Source organism: Belnapia moabensis DSM 16746 (assembly GCF_000745835.1).
Lineage (GTDB): Bacteria > Pseudomonadota > Alphaproteobacteria > Acetobacterales > Acetobacteraceae > Belnapia > Belnapia moabensis.
The window spans coordinates 140,095-164,126 of the sequence record NZ_JQKB01000007.1 but is presented as its reverse complement, the minus strand read 5'-3'; the positions used below and the strand labels follow the sequence as shown (position 1 = coordinate 164,126).

23 protein-coding genes are annotated in these 24,032 nt (G+C 70.8%); 11 read left to right on the top strand and 12 right to left on the bottom strand.

What is annotated here, in order from left to right; all coding sequences use genetic code 11:
- Positions 1 to 2 precede the first annotated feature (2 nt).
- Positions 3 to 983: a Bug family tripartite tricarboxylate transporter substrate binding protein gene (locus tag EP26_RS06870; RefSeq protein WP_043337381.1), complete on the bottom strand. Its 981-nt coding sequence runs from the start codon at positions 981 to 983 to the stop codon at positions 3 to 5.
- A 44-nt stretch (positions 984 to 1,027) separates the two neighbouring features.
- The gene (locus EP26_RS06865) at positions 1,028 to 1,825 is read right to left on the bottom strand and encodes a molybdate ABC transporter substrate-binding protein (RefSeq protein ID WP_043337287.1); all 798 of its coding nucleotides are present in this window, start codon (positions 1,823 to 1,825) and stop codon (positions 1,028 to 1,030) included.
- A gap of 334 nt (positions 1,826 to 2,159) precedes the next feature.
- On the opposite strand from EP26_RS06865, the gene EP26_RS06860 reads away from it, so the two are divergent.
- The 4 genes from EP26_RS06860 (at position 2,160) to EP26_RS06845 (ending at position 6,591) form a co-directional block, all read left to right on the top strand.
- Positions 2,160 to 3,275: a DUF2235 domain-containing protein gene (locus EP26_RS06860; protein ID WP_052388887.1), complete on the top strand. Its 1,116-nt coding sequence runs from the start codon at positions 2,160 to 2,162 to the stop codon at positions 3,273 to 3,275.
- A gap of 234 nt (positions 3,276 to 3,509) precedes the next feature.
- Positions 3,510 to 4,559 carry an Ldh family oxidoreductase gene (locus EP26_RS06855; RefSeq protein WP_043337285.1) on the top strand — a complete coding sequence of 350 codons (1,050 nt, stop codon included), beginning with the start codon at positions 3,510 to 3,512 and terminating at the stop codon, positions 4,557 to 4,559.
- Complete coding sequence (locus EP26_RS06850; protein WP_043337283.1) at positions 4,556 to 5,677, top strand: glycosyltransferase family 4 protein; 1,122 nt, start codon at positions 4,556 to 4,558, stop codon at positions 5,675 to 5,677. The genes EP26_RS06855 and EP26_RS06850 overlap by 4 nt, the downstream gene beginning before the upstream one ends.
- Positions 5,674 to 6,591: a glycosyltransferase family 9 protein gene (locus EP26_RS06845; RefSeq protein WP_043337282.1), complete on the top strand. Its 918-nt coding sequence runs from the start codon at positions 5,674 to 5,676 to the stop codon at positions 6,589 to 6,591. Before EP26_RS06850 ends, EP26_RS06845 begins: the two co-directional genes overlap by 4 nt.
- Here the strand turns inward: EP26_RS06845 and EP26_RS06840 are convergent.
- The 3 genes from EP26_RS06840 to EP26_RS06830 all read right to left on the bottom strand — a co-directional run bounded on the left by EP26_RS06840 (position 6,588) and on the right by EP26_RS06830 (position 8,546).
- Complete coding sequence (locus EP26_RS06840) at positions 6,588 to 6,827, bottom strand: DUF2188 domain-containing protein (protein ID WP_043337280.1); 240 nt, start codon at positions 6,825 to 6,827, stop codon at positions 6,588 to 6,590. The two genes, EP26_RS06845 and EP26_RS06840, sit on opposite strands and share 4 nt — an antisense overlap.
- A 5-nt stretch (positions 6,828 to 6,832) precedes the next feature.
- A complete protein-coding gene (locus EP26_RS06835; RefSeq protein WP_043337277.1) occupies positions 6,833 to 7,720 on the bottom strand; it encodes an NAD(P)-dependent oxidoreductase in 888 nt (295 codons plus the stop codon).
- Positions 7,721 to 7,790: 70 nt separating this feature from the next.
- Complete coding sequence (locus EP26_RS06830) at positions 7,791 to 8,546, bottom strand: SDR family NAD(P)-dependent oxidoreductase (protein WP_043337275.1); 756 nt, start codon at positions 8,544 to 8,546, stop codon at positions 7,791 to 7,793.
- A 252-nt stretch (positions 8,547 to 8,798) separates the two neighbouring features.
- Between EP26_RS06830 and EP26_RS06825 the strand changes: the two genes are divergently transcribed.
- Entirely contained in the window at positions 8,799 to 9,488 is a 690-nt protein-coding gene (locus tag EP26_RS06825) for a glutathione S-transferase family protein (RefSeq protein WP_043337273.1), read from the top strand.
- A gap of 307 nt (positions 9,489 to 9,795) precedes the next feature.
- Here the strand turns inward: EP26_RS06825 and EP26_RS06820 are convergent, their stop codons facing one another.
- Positions 9,796 to 10,695 carry a LysR family transcriptional regulator gene (locus EP26_RS06820; RefSeq protein WP_043337271.1) on the bottom strand — a complete coding sequence of 300 codons (900 nt, stop codon included), beginning with the start codon at positions 10,693 to 10,695 and terminating at the stop codon, positions 9,796 to 9,798.
- Positions 10,696 to 10,707: 12 nt separating this feature from the next.
- Between EP26_RS06820 and EP26_RS06815 the strand changes: the two genes are divergently transcribed.
- The 6 genes from EP26_RS06815 to EP26_RS06790 are packed head-to-tail and all read left to right on the top strand — an operon-like array spanning position 10,708 to position 16,860.
- On the top strand, positions 10,708 to 11,649 hold the full coding sequence (locus EP26_RS06815; RefSeq protein WP_211259390.1) for an HpcH/HpaI aldolase/citrate lyase family protein: 942 nt from the start codon (positions 10,708 to 10,710) through the stop codon (positions 11,647 to 11,649).
- On the top strand, positions 11,646 to 12,851 hold the full coding sequence (locus EP26_RS06810) for a CaiB/BaiF CoA transferase family protein (protein WP_043337268.1): 1,206 nt from the start codon (positions 11,646 to 11,648) through the stop codon (positions 12,849 to 12,851). The genes EP26_RS06815 and EP26_RS06810 overlap by 4 nt, the downstream gene beginning before the upstream one ends.
- 16 nt (positions 12,852 to 12,867) lie before the next feature.
- Positions 12,868 to 14,223, top strand: coding sequence for an LLM class flavin-dependent oxidoreductase (locus tag EP26_RS06805; RefSeq protein ID WP_043337265.1), 1,356 nt, complete (start codon positions 12,868 to 12,870; stop codon positions 14,221 to 14,223).
- Entirely contained in the window at positions 14,220 to 15,197 is a 978-nt protein-coding gene (locus EP26_RS06800; RefSeq protein ID WP_052388886.1) for a Bug family tripartite tricarboxylate transporter substrate binding protein, read from the top strand. The genes EP26_RS06805 and EP26_RS06800 overlap by 4 nt, the downstream gene beginning before the upstream one ends.
- Positions 15,194 to 16,549 carry an acyclic terpene utilization AtuA family protein gene (locus EP26_RS06795; RefSeq protein ID WP_043337262.1) on the top strand — a complete coding sequence of 452 codons (1,356 nt, stop codon included), beginning with the start codon at positions 15,194 to 15,196 and terminating at the stop codon, positions 16,547 to 16,549. The genes EP26_RS06800 and EP26_RS06795 overlap by 4 nt, the downstream gene beginning before the upstream one ends.
- Positions 16,549 to 16,860, top strand: a complete 312-nt coding sequence (locus tag EP26_RS06790) for a DUF4387 domain-containing protein (RefSeq protein WP_043337260.1) — start codon at positions 16,549 to 16,551, stop codon at positions 16,858 to 16,860. Before EP26_RS06795 ends, EP26_RS06790 begins: the two co-directional genes overlap by 1 nt.
- Here EP26_RS06790 and EP26_RS06785 read toward each other — a convergent pair.
- The 6 genes from EP26_RS06785 to purL form a co-directional block, all read right to left on the bottom strand.
- Positions 16,857 to 17,465, bottom strand: coding sequence for a cysteine hydrolase family protein (locus tag EP26_RS06785; RefSeq protein ID WP_043337256.1), 609 nt, complete (start codon positions 17,463 to 17,465; stop codon positions 16,857 to 16,859). The two genes, EP26_RS06790 and EP26_RS06785, sit on opposite strands and share 4 nt — an antisense overlap.
- 36 nt (positions 17,466 to 17,501) lie before the next feature.
- Positions 17,502 to 19,544 carry an NAD(+) synthase gene (locus EP26_RS06780; RefSeq protein ID WP_043337255.1) on the bottom strand — a complete coding sequence of 681 codons (2,043 nt, stop codon included), beginning with the start codon at positions 19,542 to 19,544 and terminating at the stop codon, positions 17,502 to 17,504.
- A gap of 33 nt (positions 19,545 to 19,577) precedes the next feature.
- Positions 19,578 to 21,080, bottom strand: a complete 1,503-nt coding sequence (locus tag EP26_RS06775; RefSeq protein ID WP_043337253.1) for an AAA family ATPase — start codon at positions 21,078 to 21,080, stop codon at positions 19,578 to 19,580.
- Between the two features lie 146 nt (positions 21,081 to 21,226).
- Positions 21,227 to 21,565 carry a Grx4 family monothiol glutaredoxin gene (grxD, locus tag EP26_RS06770; RefSeq protein WP_043337250.1) on the bottom strand — a complete coding sequence of 113 codons (339 nt, stop codon included), beginning with the start codon at positions 21,563 to 21,565 and terminating at the stop codon, positions 21,227 to 21,229.
- A gap of 18 nt (positions 21,566 to 21,583) precedes the next feature.
- Complete coding sequence (locus tag EP26_RS06765; protein WP_043337248.1) at positions 21,584 to 21,817, bottom strand: BolA family protein; 234 nt, start codon at positions 21,815 to 21,817, stop codon at positions 21,584 to 21,586.
- Positions 21,818 to 21,822: 5 nt separating this feature from the next.
- A complete protein-coding gene (gene purL / locus EP26_RS06760; protein WP_408735092.1) occupies positions 21,823 to 24,027 on the bottom strand; it encodes a phosphoribosylformylglycinamidine synthase subunit PurL in 2,205 nt (734 codons plus the stop codon).
- Between the last annotated feature and the right edge of the window lie 5 nt (positions 24,028 to 24,032).

Sequence of the window (24,032 nt, the reverse complement as noted above, 5' to 3'; positions counted from 1 at the left end):
GTTCAGCCCAGGCTGATCCCCGTGTCGCGGATGAGCCGCTCGATCAGCGCCCGCTCGCGCACCAGCCGCTCGCCGAGCTTCGCTGGCTCGGCGGCCGTCGCCTCGGCGCCGATCTCGGCGAAGCGCGCCTTCACCTCGGCATCCGAGGTCGCGGCATCGATCGCCGCCTCCAGCCGCTGCCGCGCCTCCTCCGGCGTGCCGCTGCGGCAGAAGATCGCGTTCCAGCTCGTGATGTCGAAATCCGGGATGCCGGACTCCGCGATCGTCGGCACGCCGGGGATGCCGCCACGCTTCGCGCTGGTGACGGCGAGCGCGACGGCCCGCCCGCCCTGCACGACGGGGTTGAGCGAGTTCGCGGTGAGGATGCCCGCCGGCAGCGTCCCTGCGGCGAGGTCGCGCGCCACCTCCGCCCCGCCGCGATAGGGGATGTGCTCCAGCTTCACCCCGGCCCGGTGCGCCAGCAGCACGCCGGCGAGGTGCCCCGGGCTGCCGACGCCCGGCGTGCCGTAGGAGAGCCCGTCGCGGTCCGCCTTGGCCTTGTCGAGGAAGCCCCGCAGGTCGCGCAGGCGCTCATTCGCCGGCACGGCGAGGATGTAGGGAACCTCGGCGACCATGCCGACCGGCGCGAAGTCGCGCTCGTAGTTGAACGGCGTCGAGCGATGGATGAATTGCGCGACGACGAAGGAGGCCGCGTCGAACAGCAGCGTATGTCCGTCCGCCGGGGCCGAGGCGACCGCGCCCGCCGCCAGCGTGCCGCCGGCGCCGCCGCGGTTGTCGACGACGATGTTCTGGCCCAGCGCCGCCGCCATCTTCCCGGTGATCAGCCGCGCGAGCGTGTCGGAATTGCCGCCCGGCGCGAATGCGACGATGAGGCGGATGGGCCGGCTGGGAAAGCTGCGCTGCGCCAGCACCGCGGGCGCCGGCAGCAGGGCGGCGCCTGCCAGGGCGAGGAGGTTGCGGCGGGACGGGGCGAGCTGCGGCATGATGGCATCCTCCTGTTTGGCGCCGGTCACCGGCGGCGCGCGGCTCAGCTTCGGCTCAGCGGCTCCAGCCCCGTCCGCCGCAGCGCATCGGCCGCCGCGGGCGAGGCCAGGAAGCGGATCAGCTCCGCCGCCGCCTCCGGCTGCCGGGCCTGCGCGGTGACGACGGCGCAGAAGACCGTCGGCTGCTGCACCTCCTCCGGGATGGTGCCGAGATAGGCGATGCCGGGCACCGTCACGATCTCGCTCACCTGCTGGAAGCCGATCTCCGCCTCGCCCCGCGCGACGACGGCGGCGACGCGCTCGGAGAGGATGCGCCGCGCCTTCGGCATGACCTGGTCGTGGATGCCGAGGCGGCGGAACATCTCCGTCTCGATATAGACGCCGCTCGCCGAGGCCGAGTAGGCGATGGAGCGGGCCTCCAGCAGCGTCCGACGGAAGGCATCGAGGCTGGCGATGTCGGGCTTCGGCGCGCCCTCCCGCACGCAGGCGCCGATCAGCGAGCGGGCGATGTCCACGCGGCTGCCGGGCCGGATGAAGCCGCGCGCCTCGAGCGGCGCGATGCCCCCTTCGGCCAGCAGCAGCACATCGGCCGGCTCGCCACGGGCGAGGCGCTGCGGGATCGCATCGGGCGCGGCCCCCATGGAGGAGGCGCCGATGGAGGTGAGCTGGTGCCCGCTCGCGCGCTGGAACTCCGGCACCAGCACCCGGTAGGCGGCATTCAAACCGCCTGAGGAGAAGACGACGAGCTCCTCCGCGGCGGCGGGACGCGGGAGAAGCGGCAGCGTCGCGGCGCCGAGCAGCAGGGAGCGGCGCGTGGTGCCGTCCGGGAGTCCGCGGCGCATGGAATCCTCCCCCTGTGTCCGGCGCATTCCCGCCGTGGTTCTGGTGTCGGCACAAGCGGCCGCGGTGGCGGCATGGTTGTCACGATCGCCGGGCGCGCCGCATCCGCCCGCTACGTCAGTACTGAACCCAGCTCGCCCGGACAAGCGATGACCAATGCGGTGGGAGTTGTCGGGTCGCAGCCCGATGATGCGCCCTGATCCGGATGAGGTTGGCAACCATCCCTTTTCCAACATCACGGCCCGGCAGGTCCTGCAACAATCAACACGCCGCCTTGCACCCCCACCCACCTCCAACCCCGCTACCCTCCCCACACCCAGCCGGGGACACCCCACCATGCCCACCATCCCCCCCAAGCGCCTCGTCATCTGCTTCGACGGCACCTGGAACAGCGCCGATAGCGAGCGCGCCGAGACCAACGTCGCCCGCATCGCCCGCGCCATCCGCGCCAGCAGCGGCGACCGCGTGCAGATCACCCTCTACCTCCGCGGCGTCGGCACCACGGGCCTCCCCATGCAGCGGGTGATCGAGGGCGCCACGGGCCTCGGCATCGACGAGACCATCCGCTCCGGCTACATGTTCCTGGCGCAGAACTACCTCCCCGGCGACGAGATCTACCTCTTCGGCTTCTCCCGCGGCGCCTTCTCCGCCCGCAGCCTGGCCGGCTTCCTCGGCGCCGCCGGCCTGCTGATGCGCCAGTCCCTGGGCAGCATCCTTGCCGCCTGGGACTACTACCGCAACCCCGGCCCACATGACCCGGAGGAGTTCCACGCCCTCACCGGCGCTAAGGTGCATGAGAAGGTCCCGGTCACCTTCCTTGGCGTGTGGGACACGGTCGGCAGCCTCGGCATCCCCGGCACCCTGTTCAGCGGCCTGAACGCCGCCCACCAGTTCCACAACACCAAGCCCTCGCGGATCATCCGCTGCGCCCGCCATGCGCTGGCCGTCGACGAGCACCGCGACGAGTTCGTGCCAACGCTCTGGACCGGCACGCCGCCCCCCGGCAGCGACATCCGCCAGCTCTGGTTCGCCGGCGCGCATTCCGATGTCGGCGGCGGCTATCCGGAGCGGGGCCTCGCCGATATCAGCCTCGCCTGGATGGCCGACGAGGCCGCCCGCACCGGCCTCCAGCTCGACGAGCTGGCGCTCTTCCCGCAAGGCCGCGCCTGGTTCGACCCGCTCGCCCCGCAGCACGAATCCCGCCACGGCTGGTCCGGCAAGGACCGGCTGACGCCCACCATCCGCGAGGTCTGCGGCCGCGAGGTCCCGGTCCATCCCTGGGAGACCCTCTACGCCCCCCGCACCGCCGACGGGACGCGCCTGCCGACCATCAACGAGGCTCTGCACCCGAGCCTCGCCCTCCGCTACGGCCAGCGCGTGCGCCTCATCGAGGACGATGCGACGGACAGCCTGATCGACTACCGGCCGAAGAACCTCGTCCCCCCGCTCTGACCGCTCGACATTCAGCGCCCAGCCCGTTATAGGAAAACAATCAAATCCCTTCCCGCCGCCCGTTGTTTCTCTGGACCCCTCCCTAAATCCATAAATTCCTAAATTTCCCGCCATTCCCCCACCAAACCAATCCCTTGCCGCCGCCCTGCTTGAGAATTTGAGCCCTCCGTCCCCCGCCTTGACGAATCCCGCCGCCGGCCCGAGGAACACGCCCTCCGCAGCGCCGAGGCCCCGATGACCCGTTACGCCGCCGCCGACCTCAACACCCTCGCCGCCGCCCTCTTCACCGCCGGCGGCATGGATGCCGACAAGGCCGCGGTGGTCGCCGAGATCCTGGTTGAAGGCGACCTGATGGGCCACGACACCCACGGCCTCGCCCTGCTGCCGCCCTATCTCGACGGCCTCGCCAGCGGCGACATGCAGGGCAGGGGGGAGCCGCAAATCCTCTCCGGCACCCCCGTCGCCGAGACCTGGGACGGCGGCAAGCTCCCCGGCCCCTGGCTGGTCCGCCGCGCCGGCGACCTCGCCGGCGCCCGCGCCGCGGAGTTCGGCCTGGCGGCGGTGGCCATCCGCCGCTGCCACCATATCGGCTGCCTCGCCGCCTACCTCCCGCGCCTGGTGGAGCGCGGCCTCGTCGCCCAGATCTGGTCCTCCGACCCTGCGACGGCCTCCGTCGCCCCCTGGGGCGGCACCCGCCGCATCATCACTCCGAACCCGCTCGCCGCCGGCTGGCCCGGCCCGGACGGCCCGGTGATGATCGACATCTCCATGTCCATCACCACCAACGGCATGACCGCTCGCCGCCGCGCCGAGGGCACCCGCTTCCCCTTCGACGCGCTCCTCACCGCGGAAGGCCAGCCGACGGATGACCCGGAAGCCTTCTTCCAGGACGGCACCCTGCTGCCGCTCGGTGGCATGGCCGCCGGTCACAAGGGCTTCGGCCTCGGCCTCCTCGTCGAGGCCCTGACCTCCGGCCTCGCCGGCCACGGCCGCGCCGAGGCTCCCGCCGGCTGGGGTGCCAATGTCTTCGTCCTGGTGATCGACCCCGCCCGCTTCGGCGGCGCCGAGGGCTTCCTACGCGAAAGCGGCTGGATCACGGAGGCCGTCCGCACCAACCCGCCTGCCAGGGGCGGCCAGCCGCCCCGCCTCCCCGGCGAACGCGCCTGGCAGCGCCGGGCGGAGGCGATGGCGCGCGGCGTCACCCTCCACCCTTCCATCCCACCCGCGCTCGCCGCCCGCGCCGCCGCCGCCGGCCTCGCCATGCCGGCGCCGATCGAGGCGTGAGCCTTCCGCCCGTCCTGCAGGTGCTGCCGAGCCTCGTCGCCGGCGGGGTGGAACGCGGCACGCTCGAGATCGCCGAGGCCACCATCGCCGCCGGCGGCCGCGCCCTGGTCGCCTCCGCCGGCGGTCCACTGGTCGGCCCGCTGGAACGGCTGGGTGCCACCCACATCACCCTGCCGCTGCGCACCAAGTCGCCTCTCGGCCTATGGCGCAATGCCGCCGCGCTGGCCCGGCTGGCCGCGGCGGAGGGCGTCCGCATCATCCACGCCCGCTCCCGCGCCCCCGCCTGGTCGGCGATGCTGGCCGCGCGGCGCACCGGCGCCCATTTCGTCACCACCTATCACGGCACCTACAACGAGGGCTTCCCCGGCAAGCGCTTCTACAATTCGGTCATGGCGAGGGGCGAGCGCGTCATCGCCATCAGCCATTTCATCGCCGCCCATATCCGCGAACGCCACGGCACCGACCCGGCACGCATCCGCATCATTCCCCGTGGCGTCGATGCGCGCCGCTTCGACCCCGCCCTGGTCCCGCCCGAGCGCCTCGCCGCCCTCCGCGCCGAATGGCGCCTGCCCGAAGGCCGCCCGGTGCTGATGCTCCCCGGCCGCCTCACCCGCTGGAAAGGGCAGGGGGTCCTGCTCCAGGCCATGACCCGCCTGTCGCACGACGCCATCGCCGTGCTCGTCGGCGATGGCCCCCGCTACCGCCGCGAACTGGAAGCCGAAGCCGCCCGCCTCGGCCTCGGCCTCGGCGACCGCCTGCGCTTCGCCGGCCATGTCGACGACATGCCCACGGCCCTGCTCCTCGCCGACCTCGTCCTCCACTGCTCGACGGAGCCCGAAGCCTTCGGCCGCACCGTGATCGAGGCCCAGGCCATGGCCCGCCCGGTGATCGCCGCCGATCTCGGCGGCCCGCGCGAGACGGTGATCCAGAATGCGACCGGCTGGCGCGTCCCCCCCGGCGACCCGGAAGCCCTGGCCCGCGCCATCGACCGCGCCCTCGGCCTGCCCGCCGCTGCCCGCGCCGGGACCGGCGAAGCCGCCCGCGCCCATGTCCTCGCCCACTACACCACCGCCGCGATGCAGCAGGCGACGCTCGCCGTCTATCGGGAGCTGGCATGACGGCCGGCCGCATCCTCGTCATCAAGCTCGCCGCGCTCGGCGATGTGGTGCAGGCCTTCGGCCCCTTCGCCGCCATCCGCGCCCATCACCCGGGCGCCGAGATCACCCTGCTGACGACGCCGCCCTATGCCGGCCTGCTCGCCCGCAGCCCCTGGTTCGACCGCATCTGGGATGACGGCCGCCCTGCCTGGTCCGACCTGCCCGCCCTCTGGCGCCTGGCCCGCCGTCTGCGCGCCGCCCGCTTCGAGCGGGTCTATGATTTGCAGACCTCCTCCCGCTCCTCCCGCTACCGGCTGATGGTCGGCAACGGCGCCGAGTGGTCCGGCATCGCCCCCGGCGCCAGCCACCCGCATGCCAACCCGGCGCGGGACCTGATGCACACCGCCGAGCGCCAGCGCGAGCAGCTGGAAATGGCCGGCATCGCCGATTTCCCGGCCCCCGCCCTCGATTGGCTGGATGACGACATCTCCGGCCTCGGCCTGCCGGCGCGCTTCGCCCTGCTGATCCCCGGCGCCTCGCCCGGCCGCCCGCTGAAGCGCTGGCCGGTGGAGCGCTTCGCCGCGCTCGCCGCGACTCTCGGCCTGCCCGTCGCCGTCGTGGGCGGCCCGGCCGAGGCGCCGCTCGCCGCCGCCATCGCCCGGCAGGCCAGGGTGATCGACCTGACCGGCCGCACCAGCCTCGCCGGCCTCGGCGCCGTCGCCCGCCGCGCCGCCTTCGCCATCGGCAACGACACCGGCCCGACGCATCTCGCCGCCGCCGCCGGCTGCCCGACGCTCGTGCTCTTCGGCCCGGAGAGCGACCCGGCCCTCTGCGCCCCGCGCGGCCGCGCCGTCGCCGTTCTGCGCCACCCGAGCCTCGCCGCGTTGGAGGTGGCCGAGGTACGCGCGGCGCTGGCGGGGCTGGTGGCGTCCTAGTCCGTCACATCCGCATCCGGCCGGTCGCCGCCCGCCGAATACTCGGTCCGCCATTCGCCCTTCTCGTCCTGGTATTCGATATAGGCGTCGTCGCCGGGGATGTGCTGCTCCTGCGCCACTCGCTTCGCCGCCCGCATCGCGGCGTCATGCGTGGGATAGGATTCCGAGAAGACATCGCCGAGCTTGTAGGCCCAGCCGCCATCGTGCTGGACGATCTTGTAGTGGATCTTCGCCATCCGCCTTACTCCTGCCGGCTCCTGATCTCCGCCCCGGCCCAGCCTTCCATCAGCCGGGCAAGCGCCGAGATATCCTCCCCCGCCATCCCATGCCCGGCGGCGAAGCGCCAGACCCGCGCCGCCTGCTCGATCCCCCACATCGGCACGTCGAGCGACGACGCCTCGGCGAGGCCAAGCTTCACATCCTTGTCCACCACCGCGATCGCCGCGCCGAAGGCGAAGCGCCGCGCCAGCACCTCCTCCGCCACGCGCTCGGTGACGACACTGCGCCCCGTCCCGGCATTCAACATCGCCAGCATGGTATCCGGGTCGAGCCCCGCCTTGGCGCCCATGGCGAGCCCCTCGAAGCCGGCGACCATGTTGGCGGCGAAGACCAGGTTGTTGACGAGCTTCATCACCTGCGCCTGCCCCGGCCGTTCGCCGAGGGTGAAGACCACGCGCCCGATCCGCTCCTGCCAGGGCCTGAGCCGCGCCACTGCCTCCGGCGCCCCGGCGGCGAGCATGGCGAGCGTCCCCGCCCGCGCGCCCGCGGGCCCGCCGCTGATGGGCGCATCCACCATGACGATGCCGCGCTCCGCCAGCCGCGCCGCAATGCCTTCGACCGTCACGCGGCCGATGGTCGACATCTCCGCATAGAGTTTGACGGCGCCGCCATCGGCGACTTCTGCCGCCACCGCCTCGCTGACCTGACCATTGGGCAGGCAGGCGAGGACGATCTCCGCCGCATCGGCGACGGCCCGCGCGCTCGGGCAGCCGATGGCGCCCTGCGCCACGAGCGCCGCGGCCGCTTCCGGCCGCGGGTCGTAGACATGGAGCGAGACATCTGTGCCGAGCAGCCGCGCCGCCATCGGCGCGCCCATCTGGCCGAGGCCAATGAATCCAATACTGGTCATGCCTGGTTTCCTCGCATGGCGGGCCGATCCAGCCCTGTGTGCCATTCGGCGCTCCGGTCATCGGGCCGCATCATGCCACGACCGCCCCGCTGTCGACCGGGATCACCTGGCCGGTGACGATGCGGCTCTCGTCGGAGGCGAGCCAGAGCGCCGCCTGCGCCATGTCCACCGGCTCACCGAGGCCGAGCAGGTGGCCCTCCGCCACCTGCCGCGCCGCCGCATTGCCGGCGAGCAGCCGCTCGACCCTTGGGGTGAGGGTGACGCAGGGTGCTATGGCATTCACCCGCACCCGCTGCGCCGCGTATTCGACGGCGAGCGAGCGGGTCAGCGCCGCGACGCCGCCCTTGGCCGCCGTGTAGCAATCCCGCCCCGGGAAGCCCATCAGCGCCACGATGGAGGTCATGTTGATCACCGCTCCGCCGCCCGAGGCGATGATCGCCGGGATGCCGAAGCGGCAGCCGAGGAAGGTGCCGAAGAGATCGAGCGTGATGGCGCGCCAGAACTCGCCGATCGGCGCCTCCGTCACCGGCCCGTCCTCCAGCGTCGAGCCGCCGGCATTGTTGTGCAGCACGTCGAGCCGCCCCCAATGCTGCACGGTACGGCGGATGGCGGCCTCCATCTGCGCCTCCTCCCGCACATCGGTGGGGATGGCGATGGCCTCGCCCCCGGCGGCGGCGATGCGCTGCGCCGTCTCCTCGCCCGCGGCGGGGTCGATCTCGGCGACCGCCACCCGCGCAGCTTCGCGCGCGAAGAGTTCGGCCGTCGCTCGGCCGATGCCGATGCCCGCGCCGGTGATGAGGGCGACCTTGCCTTGGAGCCTCGCCATGCCCGTTTCCTTCCCCTGGTCCCGGACTATGGGCGCCCGCATCGCGCCGCCGCAACCCGCCCACCCCGGGGCGGAGTCCACGATCGCCCGCCATGGCGTCAACCATGACGCGAAAGCGCCGCCAGGCCCTTGCGCAGACGTGCAACGAAGGAGCTTGGGTTCCGGTGTCATGCCCGGATCGGCATCGCGGTGGTTTCGGCGACACTTGCGATTGGGGTATGGTTCCGCGGCATGATCGGGGGATCACGGACCATGGCACGCAAGCTCTTCGAACTCTGCGGCACCGATCCGGCACGACGCTTCAGTCCCTATTGCTGGCGGAGCCGCATGGCCCTCGCCCACAAGGGAGTGGACGCCGAGGTTGTCCCCTGGCGCTTCACCGATCGCGATGCGATCGCCTTCGCCGGCACCGACAAGGTGCCGGTGCTGGTCGACGGGGCGAAGACCGTCGCCGACAGCTGGGCCATCGCCGAATATCTGGAGGAATGCTACCCGGAAGCGCCGAACCTGTTCCAGGGCTCGCCCGCGGCGCAGCGCTTCCTCGCCACCTGGTCGGATACGGTGCTGCTGCCCGCGCTGGCGAAGCTCATCGTCTCCGACATCCCGGCTCTGCTCGACGCGAAGGACCGCGCCTATTTCATCGAGAGCCGCGAGAAGCGCTTCGGAATGACGCTCGCCCAGGTGACGGTGGGACGCGAGGCGCGGCTGCCGGAATTCCGCGCGCTGCTGCTGCCGCTGCGGCACCTGCTGCGCCATCAGCCCTTCCTCGGCGGCAGCGTGCCCGACTACGGCGACTACTGCGTCTTCGGCACGCTGATGTGGCCGCGCGTCGTCAGCCCGCTGCCGTTGCTGGAACCGGGCGATGCGGTGCATGACTGGCAGGAGCGGATGCTCGACCTGCATGGCGGCCTCGCGCGCGAAGTGCCGGCCTGTACTGCCTGACCCCTGTCCGGCGCCGGACAGCGTCAGCAGGGACTATCGGCGGATTGAGAGCGGCCGCCCGACCGGCCCAGCAGCGGTGTCCCGCGGCAAGCCGATGGCTGGACCTAAAGACTGGACGACCTGCGTCAGCATTTCGCTGACGCGGCGCTGAGCGGCGGTGCGCGCGCGCAGGCCGGCGCCGATCTCCCTACCCGCAGACAGCATCCGCCGGTGATCGCGAAACGCGATCAATCGCTTGCCGAAACTCGCTGGACGCTCGGCCCACGGGCGCGCTTCGATCGGGAAAACAGGGTGGAAACATGACGTCCTACGCGGCAGGCCTGGTGAGGGCCGCCTCCAGCAGGCCGATGAAGGCCGTGGCCGCCGGCGACAACCGGCTGCCCCGCAACTGCACGAGGCCGATCTCGCGCAGCAGCGGCGGGTCGGTGATGGGCAGCACGCGCAGCCCGGCCGGCCGCCGGCGTGGCAGGGCCAGTTCCGGGATCACCGCAACCCCGAGCCCCTCGGCGGCGAGCGCGATGGCCGTCGCTGGCATCTGCACCTCGCAGCAGGGGTCGAAGGAGGTGCCGATGCTCGCCGCCGCCTCCTCCACCATCGCCCGCATCGTATTCGTCCCGCTGGTGATGAGGATCGGCAGCCGGCCGAGCGCCGCCAGCGGCAGGCTGCGCGCGCCTTTCGGGATGAAGCGCGGCGCGGCCAGCGCCAGGATCGCCTCCTCCCTGAGCGGGGTGAAGCCAAGGCTCGGCGCATGGGCCGGGCGCGGGCCGATACCGAATTCGAGGTCCTGCCGCCTGACGCCTTCCAGCACCGCAGCCTGCGGCATCTCCCGCAGATGGATGGCGACGCGCGGATGCGCGCGGTGGAAGGCGGCGAGCAGCGGCGGCAGCACCGTCTCCGCCACATGCGGCGGGCAGCCGAGGGCCAGCCGCCCAGCCTCCATCGCCGCCGCGGCGCGGACGCGGCGCAGCCCGGCCTCCAGCTCGGCATTGGCGCGGCGGGCATGCGGCAGCAGCGCCTCACCCTCCGGTGTCAGCCCGACGGCGCGTGTGGTGCGATGGAAAAGCGGGGCGCCGAGCTGCCCCTCCAGCTCCCGCACCTGCAGGCTCAGCGCCGATTGCGAGCGGCCGGACAGCTCCGCGGCGCGGCGGAAGCTGCGGTGCTCCGCGACGAGCAGGAAGGCGTTCAGCAGCTTGAGGTTGACGGACATGGAGGGCGCAGCGTGACACCGCAGGCGATGAGCGTCGAGGCCAGAGCCAAGCGGCCGCAACGCAGCGAGCTCTCGGTGCCGGCTACCTCGGGCCGGTTCTTCGCCAAGGCGGCCGCGGGTGCAGCGGATGCCATCGTCCTCGACCTCGAGGATGGCGTGGCGCCGGGTCGCAAGGAGGAGGCGCGCGCCGCCGCCATCGCCGCCCTGAATGAGGTCGATTGGGGCCCGCGCATCATGTCGGTCCGGGTGAACGGCATCGGCACGCCCTGGTGCCACCGCGACATCATCGAGGTCGCCGAGACCTGCCCGCGCCTTGACCGCATCGTGCTGCCCAAGGCGGGCGAGGCCTTCGACATCCGCTTCCTCGCCGCCCTTCTCGATGGTGTCGAGGCGGCGACCGGCCGCCCGCGCATCGGCATCGCAGCACTGGTCGAGACCGCGAAGGGCGTCGGCCGTGTCGAGGAGATCGCCGAGGCGCATCCGCGCGTCGAGACGGTGATATTCGGCCTCGGCGACTACATGCGCGAGATGCGGACACCGGACACGGTCGTCGGCCTGCCCAACCCGGACTACGCGCTCTCGGGCGCGATCAACGACCAGTGGCACTATGCGCTGGCCCGCATCGCCAATGCCTGCCGGGCGGCTGGTGTGCGGCCGATCGATGCCGTCTATGCGGATTTCCGCGACGGGGAGGGACTGCGCGCCTCGGCCATCCGCTCGCGGGCGCTCGGCTACGAGGGGAAATGGGCGATCCACCCCGACCAGATCGACCCGATCAACGCGGTCTTCTCGCCGGACGAGGCGCGGATCGCATGGGCAAGGAAGGTCCTGGCGACGCTCGCCCGGGCGGAAGCAGCAGGGGCCGGTGCGGCTGCGGAGGATGGGATGATGGTCGATGCCGTGCATGCGCTGATGGCGCGCGACATCCTGCGGCAGGCGGGGCTCGAGGCATGAGCGCGCCTGCGATGCCCATGGCGGGCGTGAAGGTGCTCGACATCGCCACCTTCCTCGCCGCGCCCTTCGCCGGCACCATCCTCGCCGATTTCGGCGCGACGGTGCTGAAGATCGAGCATCCGAAGCTCGGCGACCCGATGCGCGCCTTCGGCACCCCGACCGAGTGCGGCGACACCCTCGCCTGGCTGAGCGAGGCGCGGAACAAGCAATGCATGACGCTCGACCTGCGCCACCCGGAGGGCGCGGCGGTGTTCCGCAGGCTGGTCGCGCAATCCGACGTGCTGCTCGAGAATTTCCGTCCCGGCACGCTGGAGAAGTGGGGCCTCGGCCCGGATGCGCTGCGCGAGATCAACCCGAGGCTCGTCGTGCTGCGGGTCAGCGCTTATGGGCAGACCGGGCCACGGCGTGGCCTGCCCGGCTTCGCTCGCGTGGCGCACGGCTTCGGCGGGCTCAGCTTCCTGGCCGGCGAGCCGGACGGGAAGCCCGTCGTGCCCGGCTCCACCTCGCTCGCCGACTACCTCTCCGGCATCTGGGGGGCGCTCGGCGTGCTGATGGCGCTGCGCGTCGCGGAGCGCACGGGGCATGGGCAGGATGTCGATATCGGTCTTTATGAGAGCGTCTTCCGCCTTCTCGACGAGATCGCCCCCGCTTACGCGAAGACCGGCTATGTGCGCGAGCGCATGGGTGCCGACGTGCCGACCGTGGTGCCGCATGGCCATTGGCAGACCGGCGACGGTCGCTGGGTGGCGATCGCCTGCACCAGCGACAAAATCTTCGCGCGCCTTGCCGAGGCGATGGGGCGACCGGAGCTGACTGCACCGGACCGATTCGAGAAGACGGCGCAGCGCATCGCCAACCGCGCCGAGGTGAACGGCATCGTCGCTGATTGGGCTGCGGGGATGACGATGAAGCAGCTCGGCGCCGCCTGCGACGCGGCCGAGGTGCCCTGGGGTCCGATCAACAGCATCGCCGACATCTTCGCCGACCCGCATATCGCGGCACGTGAGAACATCCTCCGCATCATCGACGAGCGGGCCGGGGAGCTGGCGCTGCCGGCGCCGGTGCCGCGGCTGACGGAGACGCCGCCGACCTTCCGCCATGCCGGGCGGGCGCGCGGCGCCGACACGCAAGAAATTCTTGGAGATTGGCTGGGCATGGTGGCCGAGGACATCGCCGCGCTGCGGCGGTCCGGCGCCATCTAGGCCGGGAGGGAACGAGATGAACCGCACGATCAAGATGGTGGGCTTCCTGCAGGCCCAGAATTGCTCCATCGCCCCCGGCTCCTGGCGGCACCCCGCCGCGGCGACGGACTTCCTGACGCCCGACTACTTCACCCGCGTCGCCCGCATCCTGGAGGAGGGCAAGTTCCACCTCGCCTTCTTCGACGACCGGCTGGCGATGCCCGACATCTACGGGCGCGACCATGTGGCGGCGGTTGAGAACGGCATCCGCGTCGTCAAGATGGACCCGGCGACGATCCTCGCCGTCATGTCGCAGGTGACGAGCCGGCTCGGCCTCGGCGGGACCTATTCGACGACCTATTACGAGCCTTTCCACGTCGCCCGCCTGTTCGGCACGCTCGACCTGATGACGCGCGGCCGCGCCGCCTGGAACGTCGTCACCTCGCTCAACGACAGCGAGGCGGCGAATTTCGGCCGCACCGAGCATCTCGAGCACGACCTCCGTTACGACCGCGCCGACGAGTTCATGGAGGCGGTCATGGGCCACTGGGACTCTTGGGAAGACGACGCCATCCTGCTCGACAAGGAGAGCGGCCGCTTCGCCGATGCGTCCAAGGTCCGGCCGGTGCGCTACGAGGGCAAGTTCTTCCGCACTCATGGCCCGCTACCGGTGCCGCGCAGCCCTCAAGGCCATCCGGTGCTGATCCAGGCCGGGCAGTCCGGCCGGGGCCGCCGCTTCGCAGGCCGCTGGGGCGAGCTGATTTTCGTCATCTACCCGAACATCGAGGCGGGCAAAAAGCAGTATGCCGACCTCAAGCGCGCGGTCACCGAATCCGGCCGCGACCCGGACCAAGTAACGGTCGCCCCCGCCGTCTATGTCAATGTCGCCGAGACTGAAGCTTTGGCAGAAGAGAAGCGCCGCTTCACCGAGGCCCTGGCGACGGCGGAGGACGGCGTCGTGCTGCTCTCCGAGGCGCTCAACTTCGACTTCGCCTCGAAGCCGATGGACGAACCCTTCACCGATGCGGAGTTGGCGGACCTTTCGTGGGGCGGCTTCAAGGACCGGATCGTTATGCTGAGCGGCAAGCAGAACCCGACGGTGCGCGACTTCGTCACCTTCTCCGGCCGCGGCACCACGCGCGAATTCCCCAATTTCACCGGCACGCCGAAGCAGGTGGTGGACCAGATGCAGGCTTGGTTCGAGGGCCGCGCCTGCGACGGCTTCGTCCTCGTCGCCTCGCAGTACCCGGCCTCCTTCGAGGACTTCACCCGGCTCGTGGTTCCGGAGATGCAGCGGCGCGGCCTCTACCACAAGGACTACGCGGGCAGCACGCTCCGCGAGAATCTCGGCCTGGAACGGCCGCAACATGGCGAGTGGAGGAAGGCGAAATGAGGAAGGGGATTCTCGGCCGGCGCGGTCTCGCCGCGGCCGGCATCGGGCTGCTTGCCGCGCCCGCGGTGCGTGCGCAAGGCAGTTGGCCCGAGCGCACGGTGCGCCTTGTCGTCGCCTATGCGCCGGGCGGCGGGACCGACCTCACCACCCGTGCCATGGCCGAGGCGCTGACCGCACGCCCCGGACAGACCTTCGTCGTCGAGAACCGGCCGGGCGCCAACGGAATCGTCGGCTCGGAGGCCGTGGCGCGCAGCCCGGCTGATGGCTACACCTTCGTCACCGTCACCAGCACCCATGTGATGAACCGCCACATGGTGCCGAACCTGCCCTTCGACCCGATGACGGATTTCACCCCGATCGCGCTGATGGCACGCTACCCGCTGGTGCTGATGGCGAATACCGACGCGTCCTTCAAGGACGTCCCCAGCCTCATCGCCTATGCCAGGACGCGGCCGAAGGGTGAGATCGCGCAGGCAACCTCCGATGCGCAATCCTCCTATGCCGCCAATCAATTCGCCAAGGCGGCCGGCATCGACCTGACCGAGGTGCCCTATCGCGGCAGCGGCGCCTATCTCGGCGACCTCACCGGCGGGCACCTCAAGCTCGCCTGGGGCAGCACGGCGACGGCCATGCCACTGCTGCCGGGCGGCAAGGTAAAGGTGATCGCCGTCACCTCGCCGGAGCGCTCCGGCTTCCTGCCGGACAGCCCGACCCTTGTCGAATGCGGCCTGCCCGATTGCACCTTCATCGGCTGGGTCGGGATCTTCGGCCCGCCGAAGCTGCCGGGGGAGATCGCCCGCCGCTTCAATCGCGCCTGCGCTGAGGTCAGCGCGACGCCCGCCATGCAGGAGAAATTCAGGACCATGGCCTCGGACCCTGCGCCGATGGATCTGGAAGCGCTGGCTGCCACCTTGCGCGACGACGATGCCCGCTGGGCCAAAGCCGCCAAGGAAGGGTTGTTGCCCCGCCAATGAAAACCTTCACCATGCTCTCGACGAGCGGCATCCTCGGCTACGGATATGCCGAGGAATCGCTCCGCATCGGGATGAGCCGCCAGCCGCAGGTCATCGGCTGCGATGGCGGCTCCACCGACCCGGGCCCGCACTATCTGGGCTCCGGCACCTCCTTCTGCTCGCGCCTGTCGGTGAAGCGCGACTTCCGGCTGATGCTGCAGGCGGCCGTCGCGGCCGGCATCCCCTGCATCATCGGCACCTCGGGCGGGGCAGGCGGCGAGCCCCATCTGCAGAGCATGGCGGCGCTGGCGCGCGAGATCGCGCGGGAGGATGGTCTCTCCTTCCGCATGGCGCTGATCCATGCCGAGCAGGACAAGGCGATGCTCGGCAGCCGGCTAGACCGGACCCGGCCGCTGGCGAAGCTGCCGCCGCTCGACGCGGCGACTGTGGACCGCGCCACACGCATCGTCGGCATGATGGGGCCGGAGCCCATCGCCAAGGCGCTCGACGGTGGCGCGCAGGTGATCCTCGCCGGCCGCAGCAGCGACCCGGCGCAATGGGCAGCGCCCGCCATCCGCGCGGGGATGGCGCCGGCGCCCTCCTGGTATGCCGGCAAGATGCTGGAATGCGGCGCCGAGCCGACGACGCCCAAGGAGCCGGACTGCCTGCTAGTGACGATCGAGGATGACCACCTGGTTTGCGAGCCGCCCAACCCGATCCGCCGCTGCACGCCGCTCTCGGTCGCCAATTTCGCCCTGCACGAGAATTCCAGCCCGACCCACCATGTCGAGCCGGGTGGGCTGCTCGACACCTCGGACGTCACCTTCACCCCCGTCTCCGACCGGGTGGTGAAGGTCGCCGGCATGCGCTGGACGCCGGCCGAGACCTATACCGTAAAGCTGGAGGGGGTGGAACTGGCCGGCTACCGCGCCATCACCATCTGCGCCACGCGGGACCCGGTGCTGATCGGCCAGATCGACGACTACCTCGCCACGCACCGAGCCAAGGTGGAGGCCAAGGCTGCCTCCTTCGGCGTCTCGTCTGAGCGCTACCGCATGGCCGTCCGCGTCATCGGGCGGGATGCGGTGATGGCGGGGTGGGAGCCGGTGAAATCCGTCACCTCGCACGAGCTCGGCTTCGTCATTGAGGTGTTGGCCGACGACCAGGAAGTGGCGAATGCCGTGCTCGCCATGGCCCGCACCAGCCTGCTGCATGCGGACTTTCCGGGCCGGCTCTGCAAGGAGGGCAACATGGCCTTCCCCTTCTCGCCGTCCGACATCCCGCTCGGCGAGCTCTACCGGTTCAGCATCTTCCACACCCTCGCGGTGGACAACCCCTGCGCCCTCTTCCCCATCGAATACGAGAGCGTGTGATGCCCCGGATCCGCGACATCGCCCAGGTCTGCAAGAGCAAGAATGCCGGGCCCTTCATGGTCACGATCGACGTGCTGTTCGAGAACCCGGAGCTGTACCGGCGCGTCAAGGCGACGGGCGTGCTGAATGCGGCGCTCTTCGCCCAGCTCTACGGCGTGGCGGAGGGGGATGTGCTCTTCACCCCCTACGACACCGCCTCTGCCTTCAAGGCGACGCTGCCGCGGCTGGTGCCGGCCGGGGACTTCGGCGACACCGATGTCTACGGCGCGCAGCAGCACGCGCCGCTACTGGATGTTGAGGTCCCTGTCTAACGCCACTCCCGCAGGATCAGCTCTGTCGTCACCGCCTCCACCTGCTGGCCGTAGCGCTCGTTGTAAAGGGCCAGCATCGCGTCATGCGTATGGTCGGAGGAGCTGCAGATCGCATCCGTCGGCACCACCACCCGGTAGCCGAGATCGACGGCGCCTAGCACGGCGGCGAGGACGCAGACATCCGTCTCCGCCCCGCTGATGATGAGCGTCTCAATCCCCCGCTCCTGCAGCCGCGGGTGCAGCGTGCCGCAGACCCAGGGCGAATAGACCTTCTTGTCGAAGAGCTCGGCCGGCGGAACCAGCCGTTGCAGCGGTGGCAGCAGGTCGATGGCGCCCTCCGGCAACTGCTCCCGCGTCAGGGAGGGCCAGCGCTCCCAGTAGCGCCGCCAGGTGCCGGTTCCCTCGCCTGGCCGGTCGGCAGGGATGAAGCGGGTAAAGATCGTGCGCTCCGGATGGGCGGCGGCCAGCCGCTCCACCATAGGCGCTACCCGCGTCATCCAGGGGGTGTGCCATTCGGTATGCCCGGCGAAGAGGTTCTGCATGTCGATGCAGAGATGCAGGCAGGTTTCGGTCAGTGGGCCGTGATGCAGTTCGTCTTGTGCCATGCCGCGTGAACGACGCAGACATGGCAGGGATGCAATCTACTCCGGCACGTTCCGGCGTAATTCTTCGACCCAGGCGCGCGCGTTACCATCAGACGGGGCCCGCCAGTCGCCACGCGGCGAGAGCGAGCCGCCGGCCGCCACCTTCGGCCCATTCGGCATGGCGCTGCGCTTGAACTGGCTGAAGCCGAAGAAACGGTTGAGAAAGACCTCCAGCCAATGCCGGATCGTCGGCAGATCATAGGCGTTCCGTTTCGCCTCGGGGAAATGCGGCGGCCAGTGGCGGGCGGCCGCATCGCCCCAGGCATGCAGCGCCAGGAAGGCGACCTTCGACGGGCGGAAGCCGTAGCGCAGCGTGTAGTAGAGGTTGAAATCCTGCAGCGCATAGGGCCCGACCTTGGCCTCGGTGCTCTGCAGCGCCTTGCCGTCCTCGGCCGGGACGAGTTCCGGCGAGATCTCGGTGTCGAGGATGGCGCCCAGCACCTCGCCTACCTCGGCGCTGAACTGGTCGGAGGCGATGACCCAGCGGATGAGGTGCTGGATCAGCGTCTTCGGCACGCCAGAGTTGACGTTGTAGTGCGACATCTGGTCGCCGACGCCGTAGGTGCACCAGCCCAGCGCCAGCTCCGACAGATCGCCCGTGCCGAGCACGATGCCGTCGTGGAAGTTCGCAGCGCGGAACAGGTAGTCGGTGCGGAGCCCCGCCTGCACGTTCTCGAAGGTGATGTCGTAGACCGGCTTGCCCTCGGCGTAGGGATGGCCGAGATCGCCGAGCATCTGCCGCGCCGCGGGCCGGATGTCCAGCTCCTTTGCCTCGACGCCGAGCGAGGCCATCAGCCGGTGCGCATTGCCCTTGGTGCCCTCGGACGTGCCGAAGCCCGGCATGGTGAAGGCGACGATGTCGGTGCGCGGCCGCTTCAGCAGGTCCATCGCCTTGGCGGCGACGATCAGCGCCTGGGTGCTATCGAGCCCGCCCGAGACGCCGATAACGATCCGTTTGATCCGGGCCGCCTCCAGCCGCTGCACGAGGCCGGCGACCTGGATGTTGTAGGCCTCGTAGCAATCCTGGGCGAGCCGCTCCGGGTTGGCGGGGACGAAGGGGAAGCGCTCGATCGGCCGCTCCAGCCCAAGATCGGCGCCGGGCGGGTCGAGGCGGAAGGGGATGCGGCGGAAGCCCGCGGCGGCCGGGGTGTTGCGCCGGTTGTCGTCGAAAGTGCCCTGGCGCATCCGCTCCTGCCGCAGCAGGTCGAGGTCGATATCGGCGACGGCCATCTGCGCCGCCATAGGGAAGCGCTCGGTTTCCGCCAACAGGGCGCCGTTCTCGAAGATCTCCGCCTGGCCATCCCAGGCCACCTCGGTGGTCGATTCGCCGGCGCCGGCCGCGGTGTAAACATAGGCCGCGAGGCAACGCGCCGATTGCGATTGGCAGAGCAGCCGCCGCGTCTCCGCCTTGCCGATGGTGATGGGGCTGCCGCTGATGTTGAGCAGCACCGTCGCACCCGCCAATGCCGCCGCGCCGCTCGGCGGGATCGGGACCCAGAAATCCTCGCAGATCTCGGTATGAATCACGAGGCCGGGCACGTCCTCCGCCTCGAAGAGCAGGCCGGCGGTGAAGGGAGCCGACTGCCCGGCGAGGCGGATATCGCCTGGCGGTGCGCCATGGCCCTCGGCAACCTGCCGCTTCTCGTAGAATTCCCGGTAGGTCGGCAGGTAGGTCTTCGGCACCACGCCGAGCAGCCGGCCGCGATGGATGATGAGGGCGGTGTTGTAGACCCGCCCGGCATGGCGAAGCGGCGCGCCGACCACCAGCACCGGCAGTAGCCCGCGCGAGGCCTCTACCAGCTCCGCCGCCGCCGCCTCCACCGCATCCAGCAGGGCATCCTGCAGCAGCAGGTCCTCGATCGAATAAGCGGAGAGGGCGAGCTCCGGAAAGACGGCGACGGCCGCTCCCCGCGCATCGGCCTCGCGCGCGACGCGGAGGATTTCCGCCGCATTGCTGGCCGGGTCGGCCAGCGTGGAGCGGATGGTGCAGGCGGCGACCCGGGCGAAGCCGTGCCGGTAGAGGGAATGGAAGGGCGTCATCCTGAGGAGGATAACGCCGCTTCCGGCCTTTCGTCAGCAGCGCGGGGCAGAAAGAGCCGCCTCGGCTGCGATGCCGAGGCATTCCTCCATCTGCGCCCGCAGCCGCCGCAGGTTGCGATGCCCGGCGAAGCCCCGCCGCAGCGCCGCCCGCGTCTCGCCCTCCAGCACCGGCAGGTCGGAGGCGGTGCAGCCCATATCCTCGGCGATGCCGGTGAGCAGCCCGGCATAGGTGCCGTCGAAGGCGCTGGCCGGCGGCGGCTCGATGTGGTGGACGGAGAGGCGCGAGAGCAGCGGCGCGCTGATCCCCCGCGTCTCGTTTGCCGCCATGATCCAGATGGCATGGCGCAGGTCGGCCGATGTGCGCAGGCACTCGTCGAACCAGGCGGAGGCGCTCTCCGGCTCGATCATCGCCAGCAGCGTGTCATGCGCGCGGCCATTGGTGTCGCGCTGGCCGCCTGCCTTCTCGATCTCGTCGAGGAAGAAGACCGGGTTGGGGGCGGAGAGGCGGGCCATCTCGGCGATCGGCCAGGCGGGCGTCGTGGCGGACCAGCCGCGCGCCGTGCCCTGGAGGCAGCGGTTGTCCGTCGCCCCGCCGAGGTTGAGGCTGGCGAAGGGCAGCTCCAGCGCCGCCGCCAACCGCCGGGCGAACCAGGTCTTGCCGACGCCAGGCGGGCCGACGAGCAAGATCGGCCTGAGCCGCGGCGAGGGCCGCCCGGCATGGGCGGCCAGCGCCAGCGTCCGCCGGATCTCGGCCAGCGGCGCGGCGAAGCCCGGCGCCGCCTCGGCCAGCTTGCCGAGCCGCCCGAGCGCATCGCGCGGCACGCGGCGCAGCGGCAGCGGCGTGGTCAGCGGCTGGTAGCTCTGCCACTCGCCCCGCTCGTTCGGTGCGGTGAAGGGCTGCAGCACTACGGCCTGGCTGCCGGTGGCGACGGGTGCCGGTGGCGGTGGCGGCGCGGCCGCCGGGGCAGGGGCCTGCACCAGGAGGTTCAGCGACTCGGCCAGCCGTCCGGGCAGCGGCCGGGCGCCCTCCGGCCCGGGCAGGAAGCGGAGCCAGAGATCGGCCGAGAGCCGCGCCGCCAGCACGAAATGCCGCAGCCGCCCCGAATCGCCGCCGAGGCCCCGCGCCTCGCCATGCAGCCGGTAATGCAGCGCCTCGACGCAGGCCAGCGCGCCCTGGCGGCAGAGCGGCCCGCCACGTTCGGCGACGATGCGCGTCGCGGCCAGCACCAGGGCCGGGCCCTCGGCGAAGCGCGGCGCGATGGCGCCGAAGCGCACGGCGAAGTCGAGCAGCGCGGCGTCATCGCCGGGCCGCACCGCATCCTCGCCGATGCGGGAGGGGAAGAGGGGAGAGCGCAGATGCCGCAACAGCGCCGCCTCCAGCGCGGCGAGCTCGGCCGGCTCGATGGTCAGCCAGAGCCAGAGCGGCGGGCTCGCGGCGGTGCCGAAGAGCAGGGCGGCATCGGAGACGCCATCATCGGCGCTTTGTCCGGCCGCCGGCGCGACGAGGGTGTCGGTCTGCAGATTGGTGTCGGGCAATGGACGGCCTCGCTCACGCGGTTCACGGATGAGCGAGTACACAACACCGTCATTTTATTTTTGTGAATACAATTCGTCAAAGCATAAACGGAATGAAAGCGGCCGTGGCGGGGATGCCGTCACCGACACCCCCGTTGCGGAGAGGATCAGGCCTCGGCGGAGACCGGGATGCCCTTCTCCTTGAGCATGGACTGCAACTCGCCCGCCTGGAACATCTCCATGACGATGTCGCAGCCGCCGACGAACTCGCCCTGAACATAGAGCTGCGGGATGGTGGGCCAGTTGGCATAGGCCTTGATGCCCTCGCGGATTTCCATGTCCTCGAGCACGTTCACGCCTTTGAACGGCACGCCGACATGGCTGAGGATCTGCACCACGCGGGCGGAGAAGCCGCATTGCGGGAAGACGGGCGTGCCCTTCATGTAGAGGACGACCGGGTTGGCCTTGATCTCGCTCTCGATGCGCTCAAAGACGGGGTTGGTCATGATGTGTGCTCCGTTGGCTCAGGCAGGGGCGGAGGTCTGCAGGGCGAGGGCGTGCAGCTCGCCCCCCATGCGGCCGCGCAGGGCGGCATAGACGAGCTGATGCTGCTGGACCCGGCTGCGGCCGCGGAAAGCCTCCGAGACCACGGTGGCGGCGTAGTGGTCGCCGTCCCCCGCCAGATCCTCGATGGTGACCACGGCATCGGGGAGCGCCGCCTTGATCAGCGCCTCGATCTCCGCAGGTTGCATCGCCATCCCGGTCAGCCCTCCATCAAGGCGGGCAGGGTCGCCTCATGCGCCTGCCGCAGCTCGGCGACGGATATGGATCGGCCACCGGGCAGAACCAAGGCCTCCCCACCGCTGCGGCCGAGGCGCGTGGCCGGCACCCCGGCGGCCTTGGCCGCGTCGAGCAGGGCGGCGGCATCCGTCACAGCCAGAACGTAGCGCCCCTGGTCCTCGCCGAACCAGTAGGCATGGGCCGGGCAGTCGGCCGGGCCGGGGAGGAGGGAGGCGCCGGTGCCGCTGGCCATCGCCATCTCGGCAACGGTCACCAGCAGGCCGCCATCGGCGCAGTCATGGCAGGCGCGGACGGCGCCGGCGAGAATTTGAGCGCGGACGAAATCGCCGTTGCGGCGCTCGGCGACGAGGTCGACCGGCGGCGGCGCCCCTTCCTCGCGCCCGGCGATCTCCCGCAGCCAGAGCGACTGGCCGAGCCAGCCCCGCGTCTCGCCGACCAGCACCAGCTCGGCACCCGCGGGCAGGGCGAGGCCCACCGCCTGGGCCACATCCTCCAGCACGCCGACGCCGCCGATGGCCGGCGTCGGGAGGATGCCTTTGCCTTCGGTCTCGTTGTAGAGCGAGACATTGCCGGAGACGACGGGGAAGTCGAGCGCGGTGCAGGCGCTCGCCATGCCGCGCACGGCGGCGGCGAACTGGCCCATGATCTCCGGCTTTTCGGGGTTGCCGAAATTCATGTTGTCGGTGACGGCGAGCGGCCGGGCGCCGACCGCCGAGAGATTCCGCCAAGCCTCGGCCACCGCCTGCCGGCCACCCTCCTCGGGGTCGGCCAGACAGTAGCGCGGCGTGGTGTCAGTGGTCATGGCCAGCGCGCGCCTGTGGTCCTCGATCCGCACCACGGCGGCGTCCGCGGCGCCGGGGCGCTTCGCGGTCTGGCCGCCGACCATGCTGTCGTACTGGTCCCAGATCCAGCGGCGGGAGCAGAGGTCGGGGCAGGCGACGAGCCGCGTCAGCGCCGTCTCCAGCCCCACCGGGTCGGTGACCGTAGCCGGGTCCAGCACCGGCTGCTTCGGCGTCTCGGCGGTCGGCCGGCGATAGAGCGGCGCCTCACTCTCCAGCGGGGCGAGGGGGATATCGGCCTCGACCACCCCGTTGTGGCGGATGACGATGTGCCCGGTATCGGTCAGCCGGCCAATGACGGCGAAGTCCAGCTCCCATTTGGTGAAGATGCGCTCGGCGATGTGCTCGTCGCCGGGGCGGAGCACCATCAGCATCCGCTCCTGGCTCTCCGAGAGCATCATTTCGTAGGCGGACATGCCCTGCTCGCGCTGAGGGACATTCTCCATGTCGAGCTCGATGCCGACGCCGCCCTTGCCGGCCATCTCGACCGAGGAGGAGGTGAGGCCGGCCGCGCCCATGTCCTGGATGGCGACGATGGCATCCGTCGCCATCAGCTCCATGCAGGCCTCGATCAGCAGCTTCTCGGCGAAGGGGTCGCCGATCTGCACGGTCGGGCGCTTCTCCTCACTGTCCGCGCTGAACTCGGTACTGGCCATGGTCGCGCCATGGATGCCGTCGCGCCCGGTCTTGGAGCCGACATAGACGACCGGGTTGCCAACGCCGGCCGCAGCGCTGAGGAAGATCCGGTCCTTATGCGCGATGCCCACCGTCATCGCATTGACCAGCGGGTTGCCGTTGTAGCGCGGGTGGAAATTCACCTCGCCGCCCACGGTCGGCACGCCGACGCAATTACCGTAGCCGCCGATGCCGCGCACCACGCCGTCGATCACCTGCTTCATCCGCGGCGCGTCGGGGCTGCCGAAGCGGAGTGCGTTGAGGTTGGCGATCGGCCGCGCGCCCATGGTGAAGACATCCCGGAGAATGCCGCCCACCCCTGTCGCTGCCCCCTGGTAGGGCTCGATGAAGGAGGGATGGTTGTGGCTCTCCATCTTGAAGACGGCGGCGAGTCCGTCCCCGATATCGATGACGCCGGCATTCTCGCCCGGCCCATGGATCACCCAGGGAGCCTTGGTTGGCAGCTCCCGCAGCCAGACCCGGCTCGACTTGTAGGAGCAGTGCTCCGACCACATGACGCTCAAGATGCCGAGCTCCGTCAGCGACGGCTCGCGGCCGAGGATGGCGAGCGCGCGCTCATACTCGTCCGGTTTGAGGCCGAATTCGGCGGCCAGCTGACGGGCTCTCTCAGGGGCGAGTGTAACGATTGTCACGCGGT

Coding starts and splice junctions, on each gene's coding strand:
- EP26_RS06825 (WP_043337273.1), top strand. CDS start 8,799: ATGGCACGCAAGCTCTTCGAACTCTGCGGCACCGATCCGGCACGACGC.
- EP26_RS06785 (WP_043337256.1), bottom strand. CDS start 17,465: ATGGCACAAGACGAACTGCATCACGGCCCACTGACCGAAACCTGCCTG.
- EP26_RS06845 (WP_043337282.1), top strand. CDS start 5,674: ATGACGGCCGGCCGCATCCTCGTCATCAAGCTCGCCGCGCTCGGCGAT.
- EP26_RS06830 (WP_043337275.1), bottom strand. CDS start 8,546: ATGGCGAGGCTCCAAGGCAAGGTCGCCCTCATCACCGGCGCGGGCATC.
- EP26_RS06855 (WP_043337285.1), top strand. CDS start 3,510: ATGACCCGTTACGCCGCCGCCGACCTCAACACCCTCGCCGCCGCCCTC.
- EP26_RS06805 (WP_043337265.1), top strand. CDS start 12,868: ATGAACCGCACGATCAAGATGGTGGGCTTCCTGCAGGCCCAGAATTGC.
- EP26_RS06820 (WP_043337271.1), bottom strand. CDS start 10,695: ATGTCCGTCAACCTCAAGCTGCTGAACGCCTTCCTGCTCGTCGCGGAG.
- EP26_RS06795 (WP_043337262.1), top strand. CDS start 15,194: ATGAAAACCTTCACCATGCTCTCGACGAGCGGCATCCTCGGCTACGGA.
- EP26_RS06765 (WP_043337248.1), bottom strand. CDS start 21,817: ATGGCGATGCAACCTGCGGAGATCGAGGCGCTGATCAAGGCGGCGCTC.
- EP26_RS06870 (WP_043337381.1), bottom strand. CDS start 983: ATGCCGCAGCTCGCCCCGTCCCGCCGCAACCTCCTCGCCCTGGCAGGC.
- grxD (WP_043337250.1), bottom strand. CDS start 21,565: ATGACCAACCCCGTCTTTGAGCGCATCGAGAGCGAGATCAAGGCCAAC.
- EP26_RS06865 (WP_043337287.1), bottom strand. CDS start 1,825: ATGCGCCGCGGACTCCCGGACGGCACCACGCGCCGCTCCCTGCTGCTC.
- EP26_RS06835 (WP_043337277.1), bottom strand. CDS start 7,720: ATGACCAGTATTGGATTCATTGGCCTCGGCCAGATGGGCGCGCCGATG.
- EP26_RS06810 (WP_043337268.1), top strand. CDS start 11,646: ATGAGCGCGCCTGCGATGCCCATGGCGGGCGTGAAGGTGCTCGACATC.
- EP26_RS06780 (WP_043337255.1), bottom strand. CDS start 19,544: ATGACGCCCTTCCATTCCCTCTACCGGCACGGCTTCGCCCGGGTCGCC.
- EP26_RS06790 (WP_043337260.1), top strand. CDS start 16,549: ATGCCCCGGATCCGCGACATCGCCCAGGTCTGCAAGAGCAAGAATGCC.
- EP26_RS06800 (WP_052388886.1), top strand. CDS start 14,220: ATGAGGAAGGGGATTCTCGGCCGGCGCGGTCTCGCCGCGGCCGGCATC.
- EP26_RS06860 (WP_052388887.1), top strand. CDS start 2,160: ATGCCCACCATCCCCCCCAAGCGCCTCGTCATCTGCTTCGACGGCACC.
- EP26_RS06840 (WP_043337280.1), bottom strand. CDS start 6,827: ATGGCGAAGATCCACTACAAGATCGTCCAGCACGATGGCGGCTGGGCC.